Origin of the sequence: Mesorhizobium sp. BAC0120, assembly GCF_033542235.1 — a bacterium.
GTDB lineage: Bacteria > Pseudomonadota > Alphaproteobacteria > Rhizobiales > Rhizobiaceae > JAWRCU01.
Map to the genome: position 1 here is coordinate 165,923 of NZ_JAWRCU010000011.1, position 12,950 is coordinate 178,872.

The 12,950-nt window shown below is 62.8% G+C and carries 10 protein-coding genes; 5 read left to right on the forward strand and 5 right to left on the reverse strand.

The window, feature by feature from the left end; all coding sequences use genetic code 11:
* Positions 1-76: 76 nt before the first annotated feature.
* From SAZ10_RS23140 to SAZ10_RS23150, 3 genes are all read right to left on the reverse strand, one after another.
* Positions 77-3,217 carry an efflux RND transporter permease subunit gene (locus SAZ10_RS23140; protein WP_318611746.1) on the reverse strand — a complete coding sequence of 1,047 codons (3,141 nt, stop codon included), beginning with the start codon at positions 3,215-3,217 and terminating at the stop codon, positions 77-79.
* 9 nt (positions 3,218-3,226) lie between these two features.
* Positions 3,227-4,423 carry an efflux RND transporter periplasmic adaptor subunit gene (locus SAZ10_RS23145; RefSeq protein ID WP_318611747.1) on the reverse strand — a complete coding sequence of 399 codons (1,197 nt, stop codon included), beginning with the start codon at positions 4,421-4,423 and terminating at the stop codon, positions 3,227-3,229.
* Between the two features lie 69 nt (positions 4,424-4,492).
* Positions 4,493-5,062 (reverse strand): TetR/AcrR family transcriptional regulator, encoded by a 570-nt coding sequence (locus SAZ10_RS23150; RefSeq protein ID WP_318611748.1) that lies wholly within the window; start codon positions 5,060-5,062, stop codon positions 4,493-4,495.
* Positions 5,063-5,387: 325 nt separating this feature from the next.
* Between SAZ10_RS23150 and SAZ10_RS23155 the strand changes: the two genes are divergently transcribed.
* The 5 genes from SAZ10_RS23155 (at position 5,388) to hpnA (ending at position 10,484) form a co-directional block, all read left to right on the forward strand.
* Positions 5,388-6,002 (forward strand): hypothetical protein, encoded by a 615-nt coding sequence (locus tag SAZ10_RS23155; protein WP_318611749.1) that lies wholly within the window; start codon positions 5,388-5,390, stop codon positions 6,000-6,002.
* A gap of 412 nt (positions 6,003-6,414) precedes the next feature.
* Entirely contained in the window at positions 6,415-8,016 is a 1,602-nt protein-coding gene (locus SAZ10_RS23160; protein WP_318611750.1) for a flavin monoamine oxidase family protein, read from the forward strand.
* Between the two features lie 47 nt (positions 8,017-8,063).
* Positions 8,064-8,468 carry a cytochrome c gene (locus tag SAZ10_RS23165; RefSeq protein ID WP_318611751.1) on the forward strand — a complete coding sequence of 135 codons (405 nt, stop codon included), beginning with the start codon at positions 8,064-8,066 and terminating at the stop codon, positions 8,466-8,468.
* Positions 8,469-8,642: 174 nt separating this feature from the next.
* Complete coding sequence (locus SAZ10_RS23170) at positions 8,643-9,140, forward strand: RidA family protein (RefSeq protein ID WP_318611752.1); 498 nt, start codon at positions 8,643-8,645, stop codon at positions 9,138-9,140.
* A gap of 351 nt (positions 9,141-9,491) precedes the next feature.
* On the forward strand, positions 9,492-10,484 hold the full coding sequence (gene hpnA, locus SAZ10_RS23175; protein ID WP_318611753.1) for a hopanoid-associated sugar epimerase: 993 nt from the start codon (positions 9,492-9,494) through the stop codon (positions 10,482-10,484).
* A 192-nt stretch (positions 10,485-10,676) separates the two neighbouring features.
* On the opposite strand, the gene hpnK is transcribed toward hpnA, so the two are convergent.
* Both hpnK and hpnJ read right to left on the reverse strand, forming a co-directional pair.
* The gene (gene hpnK, locus SAZ10_RS23180) at positions 10,677-11,522 is read right to left on the reverse strand and encodes a hopanoid biosynthesis-associated protein HpnK (RefSeq protein ID WP_318611808.1); all 846 of its coding nucleotides are present in this window, start codon (positions 11,520-11,522) and stop codon (positions 10,677-10,679) included.
* Complete coding sequence (gene hpnJ / locus SAZ10_RS23185) at positions 11,519-12,946, reverse strand: hopanoid biosynthesis associated radical SAM protein HpnJ (protein ID WP_318611754.1); 1,428 nt, start codon at positions 12,944-12,946, stop codon at positions 11,519-11,521. Before hpnJ ends, hpnK begins: the two co-directional genes overlap by 4 nt.
* Positions 12,947-12,950 lie beyond the last annotated feature (4 nt).

The window sequence follows — 12,950 nt, forward strand, 5'->3', positions numbered from 1 at the left end:
GAAAGGCCGTTGTACCGCAAATTGCTGCACACGCCAGCGGCAGCAGCCGGCCTACCGGCGGCGACGACCGGATGCCTCATTCGGCTGGAGCCTGTGCTGGCTCAATTCCCGCTTCGCCCTCCTGCGATTTTCTGCTGCCGAACAGCTTCATCACGAAGACGAAGAAGATCGGCGCGAAGGGAACGGCAATGATCGTGGCCGTGATCATCCCGCCCATCACGCCGGTGCCGATGGCGTTCTGGCTTGCGGCGCTCGCGCCGGTGGCGATCGCCAGCGGCACGACGCCCAGCGTGAAGGCGAGCGAGGTCATGATGATCGGCCGGAAGCGGATTTGCGCGGCCTCGACCGTCGCCTCGAACAGCGATTTGCCCTCAGCCCTCAGATCCTTCGCGAATTCGACGATCAGGATCGCGTTCTTTGCCGACAGGCCGATGATGGTGATCAGGCCCACCTTGAAATAGACGTCGTTCTCCATGCCGCGCATGGTCACGGCCAGCACCGCGCCGATGATGCCGAGCGGCACCACCAGCATGACCGACAGCGGGATCGACCAGCTTTCGTAAAGCGCGGCGAGCAGCAGGAACACGAACAGGACCGTCAGCCCCATAAGGAACGGCGCCTGCGAGCCGGACTGGATTTCCTGCAGCGACTGCTGTGTCCATTCATAGCCGAAACCGGGCGGCAACTCCGCCGCGAGGCGCTCCATCTCCTCGATTGCCGCGCCGGAGGAAAAGCCCGGCGCTGCGCTGCCGCCGATGCGAACGGCCGGATAGCCGTTATAGCCGACCACCTGCAGCGGACCTTTCGTCCAATCGACGCGGGCGAAAGCAGAGAGCGGCACCATGCCGCCATTGGCATTGCGCACGTTGAGCTTCAGGAGGTCGGCCGCCTGCATGCGCTTGCCCTCGTCCGCCTGCACCGTGACGCGCTGCAACCGGCCGGCATTCGGGAAGTCATTGACGTAGGTCGAGCCGATATTTGTCGCAATCGTCGAGTTGATATCGGCGAAGGCGATTCCGAAGGTGTTGGCCTTCTCGCGGTCGATGATCAGGTTGAGCTGCGCGGAGTCGGGCATGCCTTCGATGCGCAGCCCGGTCAGGACCGGGCTCTTGGACGCGGCATCCATCAGCTGCGCGGCCGCCGCGGCCAGCCCCTCTTCGCCGACGCCGCCGCGATCCTGCAGGCGGAAGGTGAAGCCGTTCGACGTGCCGAGGCCGGCGATCGGCGGTGGCGACAGGGCAAAGGCAATGGCGTCCTTCAACTGGAAGAGCGCGCCGTTCGCGCGCTGGGCGATTGCCTGCGCAGAGTCTTGTATGCCGCGCTCCGCCCAATCCTTGAAGGTGATGAAGGCGAGCGCGGCATTGTCGCCTGCGCCGGAGAAGCTGAAGCCGAGCACCGCCGCCCTGTGCTCGACGGCAGGTTCCTTGCTGAAAATGCCTTCCACGGTCTTGACCACGTCGAGGGTGCGATTGCCCGACGCCTCGGGCGGCGCCTGCATGTCGACGATGACGAAGCCCTGGTCTTCGTTGGGAAGGAAGGAGGTCGGCAGCCGCATGAAGGCCCAGCCCAGGCCGGCCAGCAGCGCGAGGTAGATGATCATGAAGCGGCCCGCCCGGCGGACCGTCCAACTCACCCAGGACGTATAGCCATCGGTTGTTTTCTTAAACCCGCGGTTGAACCAGCCGAAGAAGCCGCGCTTGTCGTGATGTCCGGCCGGAATGGGTTTCAGAAAGGTCGCGCAGAGCGCCGGCGTGAGCGACAGCGCCAGAAAACCTGAGAACAGGATCGACACGACCATGGTCAGGCTGAACTGGCGGTAGATGACCCCGACCGCGCCCGGGAAGAAGGCCATCGGCACGAACACCGCCGTCAGCACCAGGGAGATGCCGATGATGGCGCCGCTGATCTGCCCCATCGCCTTGCGTGTGGCCTCGCGTGGCGGCAGGCCCTCTTCGGCCATGATGCGCTCGACATTCTCCACCACAACGATGGCGTCGTCGACCAGGATGCCGATCGCCAGCACCATGGCGAACATAGTGAGCACGTTGATCGAGAACCCGGTGGCGAGCATGGCCGCGCAGGCCCCGAGCAGCGCAACAGGCACGACCAGCGCGGGAATGACGGTGTAGCGGATGTTCTGCAGGAACAGGAACATGACCGCGAAGACCAGCACCATCGCTTCGAGCAGCGTGTGGAGCACCTTCTCGATCGAGACCTGCACGAAGGGGGAGGTGTCGTAGGGGATGATGTATTCGACGCCGGGCGGAAAGAAGCGCGCCAGCTCCGTCATCTTGGTGCGCACCGCTTCCGACGTCGCCAGCGCATTGCCGGTCGGCGCAAGCTGCACGGCGATTGCCGCGGCCGGCTCGCCGTCGATGCGGGTCGAGAAATTATAACTTTCCGCGCCGATCTCGAGGCGGGCAACGTCGCGCAGCCTGACCGTCGAGCCGTCGGGATTGGCCCTCAGGATGATTGCGCCGAACTCATCCGGATTGGTCAGCTGGCCCTTGATCAGAACATTAGCCGAAATCTGCTGCGCGATCGGGTTGGGTTTTGCGCCGACACGGCCTGCCGAGACCTGCACGTTCTGCGCGCCGATGGCGGCCATCACGTCCGTGGCGGTCAGGTTCAGCCCCAGCATCTTGTCCGGATCGAGCCAGACGCGCATGGCACGCTGCGAGGAGAAGAGCTGGGCGCGGCCCACCCCCTCGACGCGCGAGATCTCTCCGAGCACGTTGCGGTTGAGATAGTCGCCCAGGCCGACGGCATCCATGGAGCTATCGGTGGATTTGAGACCGACCAGCATCAGGAAGCTCGAGCCGGACTCGCTGATCTGCACGCCTTGCCGTGCAACGGCGTCCGGCAGGCGCGCCTCGACGCGGCGGATGGCGTTCTGCACGTTGACGCTGGCCTCGCTGAGATCGGTGCCCGGCTTGAACGTCACGATGACCTGCATCAGCCCCGACGAGTCGGAGGTCGACTCGAAATAGAGCAGGTCCTTGACGCTGTTGAGCTCCTGCTCGATGGGCTGCGTCACGCTCTGGTAGATGTCCTGGGGCGAGGCGCCGGCATAGGTCGTGTAGACGGTAAGCTGCGGCGGCGCGACGTTCGGATATTGAGAGACCGGCAGCAGCGGAATCGAAATTGCGCCGGCCAGCACGATGAAGATGGCGACGACCCAGGCAAAGATCGGCCGGTCGATGAAGTAACTGGACATGAAGCAGCCTTAGCCTTCGGAGGCCTTGTTTTCGGTGCTGGACGTGGCGGCAGGTGCTGCGGCCGGTTTCCATTCCTCGGGCGCGACGGTTGCGCCGGGCCGAAGTTTCTGAAAACCCTGCACGATGACGTGGTCGCCGGCCTGCAATCCTTTGGTGACGATGGCTTGGTTCCCGACCACGCGGCCAATCTCCACGGAACGAAGCTCGGCGACGTTGTCCTTGGCGACCACATAGAGTTGTGGGCGGCCGCTGGTATCCCGCTGGATTGCCTGCTGCGGCACGGTGAGCGCGCTTTGCTCGACGGCCTGCTCGATCTGCACCCGCACATAAAGACCGGGCAAAAGGTCACCGTCGGGATTGGGGAACTGTGCCCGCATGGTGATCTGGCCGGTCGTCTCGTCGACGGTGGCTTCGGAGAAGAGCAACTGGCCGGGATGGGCGTATTCGGTGCCGTCGTCAAAGAGCAGGCGCACTGTCGCCGCGCCTTCGGTCGGGCTTTGCAGAAGCCCTTTCTTCACCGCCTGTTTCAGGTTCATCAGTTCCTGGGACGACTGCGTGAAATCCGCATAGACCGGGTCCAGCTGCTGGATCGTGGCGAGCTTTTCCGGCCCAGTGGCGCTGACGAGCGCGCCCTCCGTGACGAGCGCGCGTCCGATGCGGCCGCTGATTGGCGCCTTCACATCGGCATATTGCAGGTTGAGCTTGGCGGCATCGAGCCCAGCCTGAGCGGCGGCGACATCGGCGTTGGCCTGCGCCAGCTGCGCGGTCGCGCTGTCCAGCTCCTGTTTGCTGGTGATGTTCTTCTGCTGAAGCTCCGTCTGCCGATCCGCCTGCTGGCGTGCCAGCAACTGGCTGGCGAGCGCACGCTGCAACGTGGCCTTGGCGCTCTCTACCTGGACCTGGAATGGTGCAGGGTCAATTCTGTAGAGGACGTCGCCCTCCTTGGCGAGGCTGCCCTGCTCGAAGACGCGCTTGATGATGATACCCGACACGCGCGGACGCACTTCGGCGATTTGCGTCGGGGCAATGCGTCCGGGCAATTCGTTGACGATCGGGACCGCCTGCGGCTTGACCTGTATGACGCTGACCCCGGCCGGCGGCATGGCCGGAGGGCTGGCCGAGCTTTTCGATTCGCTGCATGCAGCTACGAGCGAGAGCAGAAGCGCGCAGGCCGCAGCCTGGCGGAGCGGGATGTACCTTGTCATGGGTTTCCAGAAAAATCGAATGATGACGGGACGCCTGAAATTCCCATTCAGGCGACGGCTGTTAGGTTCTTACGAGCTGGCCCCCGTTCCGGAGCTCGGCTCGACGAGCGCGGCGATGTCTTTCAAGACTGTTGCCCTGCCTTCGGAAGTCAGGCGGAGAAAGCCGAAATATTCCATTATCTTCAGCCCCTCCACCGCAAGAAAGGCCACCATCGCATTGCCAGGATTTTCCGCATCGCACATGATCGCCTCGATCTCATCCCCGCAAAGCTTCTGCATCCTGCTGCGAAGCTCCGCATCATGGGCTAATGCCGAACAGAGATTGAGCGCGACCGCCTCCGCGGGGTTATCGTCGAAATGCGCCGCCGCTTCTATCCGCCCGCGTATCCTTGCATTGGGAACATTCCCCAGCCTGTCGAGAGCCGCCTGGATCTTTTCCGAATCGAGCCTGACACGCCGCTCGATGACCGCCCTGATCAGGCTCTCCTTGGAGCCGCAATCATAGATCACGCTGGCCTTGCTGATGCCGGCTTCGGCCGCAACCGCATCAAGCGTCAGACTGGCCGCGCCGTCCCGCCCGACTACGATCTCGGCAGCCTCGAGCACCGCTTCCCGATCGATCACCCTCGGTCGACCCATTTATTTCCATCCGGTCGGTTATTTACGCGGCACTTTTAGCTTGCGGCAGGGCCGTGTCAATGGGTGAACATGCGTTGTTGGCTCTCGCGATCGGCTTGAGAGTTGGAACGAAGAAATTGCAAATCCGGCGAAGATGGCGCGCAGGACGCGTTGGAGAGGCGGCTCAGTCGATGTGTGCCCTCGCAGCGTTAAGTGTTGGCGCGCCTGCGTCATCGCACATCTTCCGCCGGCGTCCTTATCCTCAGAAAAAACGCGTCGCCACGCCGTAGGCGAAGGTCTTTTCGCATATCCTGAATGGGCTTTTGATTCTGTGGAGTTCGCGACCATGGCGGCGAATATGGCCCTCAAGCGCGCCCGGAAGGCGCAGCGGCGAAAACAGGTAGTATCGGAAAAACGTCGGGCCGAGGCGGTCGACGGAAGTCTGGCCGGCCAGGTGCTGCAGGCGGCTCGGGCGCCCATACGACACTGCCTGATCACGGATCAGATATTCAGCGTCGGCATGGGCTCGCTGGTCCTGGTCCGCGGCGACAGCCCCTATACCCTGTCCATTGGCATGTTTCTGCTCGACGTATTCTGCCTGGGGATCAAAGACAGCGTGTTCAGACCCGTCGACGAGGAGCTGCTCGACGCGTATCTCGAAGGATCCAAAGCATCGGGCATGCCGCTCACCGAGATCGATCCCAGCGAGGCCCGCAAGCTGCTGCGCGATCTGGCGGCATGGTCGCAGTCGATCGGCATCTCGCCGAACGGAGATTTTGCCATAGTGGAACGTCTGTTCGGCGACGTGAGCGCGGAGGCAAGCGATGCGGTCTTCCGGTTCGGTCGCGATGGCAAGCCGGTCTATATTCCGGGGCCGAGCGAATCGGCATCGCTCGTTAGCCGCCGCATCCGTCAGCTGCAGCAGCGTCTCGGCGACGACGGTTTCGACTTTGCGGCCTAGCTGGCATGCTGCGCACTCTGGACTAGTGGCAGGTGGTCCAACGGCACCAAGTCCGGGGCGCCCAAGCGCCTGCCTGAGCTCCGGTTAAGAAACGATTGTCGCCTGTCTCGGCGGCGAGTGCGAGAGAGAACATGAAGTTCGGGTGAGCGCAATCCGGTCGCGCCCGCCCTGCTTCGCCAGCGATTCATCGTCGAAGCCACACGGATCGCCCCCACGTAAGACCACCAGATGCTTCATCTCGAAGAATCGACCAAAGGCCGTGATTCGAGCGGCATGAAATCGCGTGTCAATAATCGAAACACAATTCCACATACGACCATAGGCTATAGTGCCCTGCCTTGTGAGCATCGAGGCTGCATGTAGTATCCCCCGGCATGCGCGGAATTAGCGTGCATCGAGGAGGGATACATACATGGATGGTGAACTGCCAACCGCCGGCATGCGCCGGCGGGACCTGCTGAAATTGATCGGAATGACGGCTGGAAGCGCCGCCATGTATCAGGCCATGACCAGCATGGGCCTGGCCGCCACGTCCGATTATAGCGGCCCGATCAAGCTGGAAGGCGATCCGAAAGGCGCATCGGTCTTGATTCTCGGTGCAGGCCTTGCCGGCATGACAGCCGCGCTCGAACTTCGCCAGGCTGGCTACAAGGTCAAGGTGTTGGAATTCAACAACCGGGCCGGCGGCCGCAACTGGTCGTTGCGTGGCGGCGACACCTACACCGAACTCGGCGGCGCCACGCAGAAATGCGAGTTCGACGAAGGGCTCTATCTCAACCCTGGCCCTTGGCGCATCCCTTACCACCACAATGGTCTGCTCGATTACTGCAAGCGGCTAGGCGTGCAGCTGGAGCCGTTCCAGCAGATCAATCACAACGCCTATCTGCATTCGACCAAGGCATTTGGCGGGAAGCCGCGCCGTATGCGCGAGATCAAGAGCGATTTCCAGGGCCATACCTCCGAACTGCTGGCCAAGGTGACGCAGAAAGGCCAGCTCGAAGGGCTGGTGAACGAGGAGGACCAGGAAATCCTGCTTGAGGCGCTGCGATCCTGGGGCGCTCTGGACAAGGACTACGCCTACAAGGCCGGTGACCTTGCTGCGGAATTCCGCGGCTATGAGAAGGATCCGGGCGGCGGCATCGGAGCCGAGCCGGCGCCGGGTGACGTCATCGGCCTGTCCGATATTCTGAATTCCGGCCTTTGGCGCTCGCTGGCCAACTTTGCGCTCTACGAGTTCCAGACCACGATGTTCCAGCCGGTCGGCGGCATGGGCCGCATCGGGGAAGCGTTCGCAAGAGAAGTGGGTGATCTCATCACCTACAATGCCAAGGTCACCAAGATCGCCCAGAGCGAGAAGGGCGTGACCGTCACCTATGAGGACGTGAAGAACCCGGGTACTACGCAGGAAGCAAGTGCCGACTGGTGCGTCTGCACCATCCCGCTCACCATCCTCAGCCAGATCGACATCAATGTGGGTAGCGCCATGCAGGCGGCCATCGCTGCGGTCCCATACGCCTCGTCCGTCAAGGTAGGCCTGCAGATGAAGCGGCGGTTCTGGGAGGAGGATGACAAGATTTTCGGCGGCGTCACCTACACGAACCAGCCGATCTCGCAGATTTCCTACCCGAGCACAGACTACAACAAGAAGGGCAAGGGCGTGCTGCTCGGCTGTTACACGTGGAATGGCCCGAATTCCTACGAGTTCACTGCCATGGCGCCGGAGGAACGTGTCAAGCGCGCCGTGGAGCAGGGCAGCCTCATCCATCCGCAATACAAGGATGAGTTCGAGAACGGCATTGCCGTTGCCTGGCACCGTTCGCCATTCACGCTTGGATGTGCCGGCGATTGGACCGACGAGGCCCGCAAGGAGCACTACAACAATCTCTGCCAGATCGACGGCCGTATCGTGCTGGCCGGCGAACATGCGTCCTACATCCCCGCTTGGCAGGAGGGAGCGATCCTGTCCTCCCTGAACGCCATCACGCGCCTGCACCAGCGTGTGCTTCAGGCGTGACAGTCATGTTTCGCACCGATCACGTCAAATCAGCAGAGCATTCGACCATGAAACGCCAAATTGCGTGCGGCCTGGCCGCCCTTCCGCTCCTGGCCTTGCCCGGCGTGCCGGCAGCCTTCGCCGACTCGGCGGGCATCACGTTCAGCAACGGCCGCACTTTCACCGAACAGACGGGAGAACAGCTCTTCACCCATGTCTGCGCGGCCTGCCACCTGGATCAGGGACAGGGTGCGGTTGGCGCCGGGCACTATCCTGCGCTCGCCAACAACGCCAATCTGGAATCGGCGGGTTATCCGATCCTCATCCTCCTTCAGGGCCAGAAGGGCATGCCGCCCGTTGGCCAGATGATGAGCGACGATCAGATAGCGGCTGTCGTCAACTATGTGCGCACGCACTTCGGCAATAACTACCAGGACGCAGTTACTGCAGAGGACGTGAAGGCTTCGCGCTAGCGAACCGAAGGACCGCGTCGGCGAAAAATTGCACAGCTGTTTTCGGTCAATCCGATGCGTCATCAAAGAGAAAGAGCGGCGCGGTTCAACATTGAACGCGCGCCGCTCTGACGCACTCCTCGGCGGGCGTCATCCGTGCCCGCCACGTCAATCCACATTTGAAGGAAGCTGACGATGAAAAAATCGATCCGCGTAGCCATCATCTTTGCAGGCCTTGCCATGACAGGCAGCGCTTTTGCCGATGATGTCGTGCGTCACAAGATCCCCAATTCGGATTTTCCCATCGCACAGGCGGTGGAGGTGCCGCCCGGCAAGACAACTGTCTACCTGAGCGGGGCCGTACCGACTGTGATCGATCCAAAGGCTGAAAAAGGGACGATCGCCGCCTATGGCGATACCGAGGCGCAAACGGAATCCGTGCTGAAATCCGTTGAAAAGACGCTTGATGGGCTTGGCTTGAAAATGGGCGATGTCGTCAAGATGCAGGCCTTCCTCGTCGGCGATCCGGCCAGGAACGGCGAGATGGATTTCGCCGGCTTCATGAAGAGCTACACGAAGTTTTTCGGAACCGCTGAGCAGCCGAATCTTCCCGTTCGCTCAGTCGTGAAGGTGGCCGGCCTCGCCAGCCCCGCCTTTCTCGTCGAGATCGAAGTAACGGCAGTGCGGCCCTGACCTGTCAGGCTTCAACATTTCGTCGGGTTTCGCCCGCGACCCGCTCGGTCGCGGGCGATCACCGCACCTCACTCAGTGCTGCCGACGTAGCGGGCGGCATGGCCCGAGCGACAATCACGGTCCCATTCCGCACGTGAGAAGCCACCCCGTACCGCCACGAGATAGAGCCAGATCCCGAAAACCAGGCAGTCGAGAAGCTCGCCCATTGCGATAGCGCCTCGACCGTTCGGGAACAAACACGTCCCTCGAAGATTAGAAACCGTTGGCGAGGAGAATTGTTCCCTCAGCTGCGCCGAGGCCATCGAGTACGGTTCTTGGCGAACGAGCGCAACATGTTCACTCCACACGACCATGCCGGGTGACGTCATCCTTGTGACCGGCGCCAGCGGGTTCGTTGGCTCAGCCGTAACGCGCAGGCTCGTCGAAAGCGGCTTCCGCGTGCGGGCCTTGATCCGGCATACCAGCCCGACACTTCACCTGGAGGGGTTGGGCCTCGAGTTCGTGCAGGGCGACCTGCGCGAGCCGGACTCGCTTAGGGCGGCGATGAAGGGCGTGCGCCGGCTGTTCCATGTTGCGGCGGATTATCGCCTGTGGGCGCCCAATCCGAACGAAATCATCGAAAACAACGTGAATGGAACGCACGCGGTGATGCAGGCAGCCGCCGAGGCGGGCGTCGAGCGCATCGTCTATACGAGCAGCGTCGCCACCCTTGCCGTCAATGGCGATGGCAGCCCGGCCGACGAAGCAAAGCCCCTCGCATTGGCCAATGCAATCGGCGCCTACAAGCGCAGCAAGGTGATAGCCGAGCGGCTGGTGGAGCAAATGATCGCGAACGGATTGCCCGCCGTGATCGTCAACCCGTCCACTCCGGTCGGACCGCGCGACGTCCGCCCGACGCCGACAGGGCGAATCATCGTGGAGGCGGCGGCCGGACGAATGCCGGGCTTCGTCGATACGGGGCTCAACCTCGTCCACGTCGACGATGTCGCGGCAGGACATGTTGCTGCGATGGAACGAGGGCGCGTCGGCGAGCGCTACATCCTTGGCGGCCAGAATGCGCCGCTATCGGAAATCCTGGCAGTCGTGGCGCGGCAGGTGGGACGAAGCCCGCCGCGGCTGCGTATTCCCCGCTGCGTCGTCCTGCCGGTCGCCGTGGCGGCCGAAATCGCGGCCCGGCGCCGTGGTCGCGAACCGTTCATCACCCGCGACGGTTTGCGCATGTCGAAACACCGCATGTTCTTCACTGCGGCGAAAGCGGAACGGGACCTGGGATTCGTCGCGCGTCCCTACCCCGAAGCCATTGGCGATGCGATCCGCTGGTTCCGCGAAGCCGGATATCTTTGAGCGCCACCAGGCTTCCACGCCTCAATGCCCGCGTATCTTGCGCACCAAACGGTTCGACCACCTGCGCAGCCAGGAGTGTCCGGTCTCGACAGGCCACCCGCCGCCCAGGCAGTCCTTCACGTAAAGCTCCTCGAGGCCAGTTCTTTTCGATTTCGGTCATGATCTCGCGAGCGAAATCCGCCGACCACCTTGTCAGTTCCGATGTGCGAACCGGGTGTAACCGCCGAGGCGGCGCCCCGAGCGGCGCAGCGTCTCAACGACACCGGCGTCGGTCAGCGCCGAAAGTTCCGCAGCATAATGATACCCGTCAGAATGCCCGGCGAAGCGGTCTGCGGTCGCGGGATGTGTGTAGATCTCGACGAGACCGTCCGGCAAGTGTTCCAGCAACCGCCGAAGCCGTCCCGCATGCATGCAGCCGGACCAGCGAAGGCCAAAAACGGCGTCCGGCGTCACAAGCCCCTCACGGCTCGCCCGCCATGCAAGCATCCGCGCCCAAGGCCGCAGCACGCGTTCGGAAACGGTTGGTGGCCCATCGTCGGAGCCTGGGGGAAGCACGGGCTCAAGGGGAACCCTCAGCGCCCTCATCCCAAATACGGGCCCGACTGAAAACAGTTCACGCGCGATCAGCGGGTGGACATGCAAATGGCGGTGCGCATTGACGTGATCGAGCGCTAGTCCGGTTGCCTGAAAAGCTGCGAACTGGGCCTCGATTTCTCTCCGCAGCTGACGCCGCACTGCCGGGCGGCAAGCAAGCTCGACTGCAAGCCGTACCGTGTTGCGGCCAAGCCGTCCCTCGCAGTCCACCAGATCGGGAATTCGATGCAGGGAAGCAGCCGGTGGTCCGTCGACGAGCGCGAGATGTAGACCGACACGCAGACCCGGCAGGCGTCTTGCGATCGCGGCGGCGTGCGCGGCGGCAGGTCCGCTCACCATCAGGCTGGCCGTGGACAGCACACCCTTGCAATATGCAATCTCCACCGCCTCGTTCACCTCTTCGGCGATGCCGAAATCGTCGGCGGTGATGATCAGCCCGTTCAGTTTCGCGCCTCCCGTCGCTCCCGCAGGAAAGCGAAGAACTCGCCTGCCTCGCGCAGCCGCCGCTTCATGATCTCTGGACTGCGCGCCATTTCGGCCAGGATCGAGGCGATCTTGGGCGCCCGGAAATAGAAGCGACGGTAGAATTCCTCGACTGAATGATAGATCTCCGAATGGCTCAGATGCGGGTAGTGCAGTGGAGCGAGCTGCATGCCGTGCTCGTCGACGAACTCGGCATGTGCCTCGTCGAACCAGCCATTCTGGATTGCCTGGTCGTATAGAAAGGTGCCCGGATAGGGTGCGGCGATCGAGACCTGGAGGGTATGCGGATTGACCTCCTGGGCGAAGCGGATCGTCTCCTCGATCGTCTCGCGCGTCTCTCCCGGCAACCCAAGGATGAAGGTCCCGTGGATGGTGATGCCGAGATCGTGACACTCCTTCGTGAAGCGTCGCGCCACGTCGATGCGCATGCCCTTCCTGATGTTGTGCAGGATTTGCTGGTTGCCGGATTCATAGCCGACGAGAAGCAGTCGCAGGCCGTTGTCGCGCATCACCTTCAGTGTCTCGCACCTCACGTTCGCCTTGGCGTTGCAGGACCAGGTGACACCGAGTCTGCCGAGCTCGCGGGCGATCGCCTCGGCGCGCGGGGCGTCATCGGTGAACGTGTCGTCGTCAAAGAAGAACTCCTTTACCTGCGGGAAGGCCTTCTGCGCCCAGCGGACCTCGGCCGCAACGTTTTGGACGCTGCGCGTACGGTAGCGATGGCCGCCTACCGTCTGCGGCCAGAGACAGAACGTGCAGCGCGATTTGCAGCCGCGGCCGGTATAAAAGGAGATGTAAGGGTGCTTCAGATAGCCGATGAAGTAGTTCTCGATCTTGAGGTCGCGCTTGTAGACGGGTGTCACGAACGGCAGATCGTCCATACGCTCCAGGATTGGCCGGTCCTCGTTCTGCCTGACCACACCGTTGCGGTCGCGATAGGCGAGCCCGGCAATGCTTGACCAGTCGCGTCCTTCAGCCACCTCCTTGATGGTAAAATCGAACTCGTTGCCGGCAACGAAATCGAGCGCAGGCGCCCTCTTCAGGCTGCTCGCCGGATCCACGGCGACGTTGGCACCGACGAAGCCTATCTTGAGCTTCGGATTGGCTTCCTTCAGTGCCGCTGCTGCCCGGGTGTCGGAGGCGAATGTAGGCGAAGAGCTGTGCAGCACGGCGAGGTCGTAGCTCCGAGCCTCTGCAGTTATGTCCGCCAGGCCGATCCCGTGCGGCGGGGCATCGACCAACCGGCTGTCCGGGAGCAGGGCTGCCGGCTGGGCGAGCCAGGTCGGGTACCAGAATGACCGGATCTCACGCCTCGCCTGGTAGCGCGAGCCGGCGCCTCCGTCGAAGCCTTCATAGCTTGGGGCCTGCAAGAAGAGCGTGCGCATGATC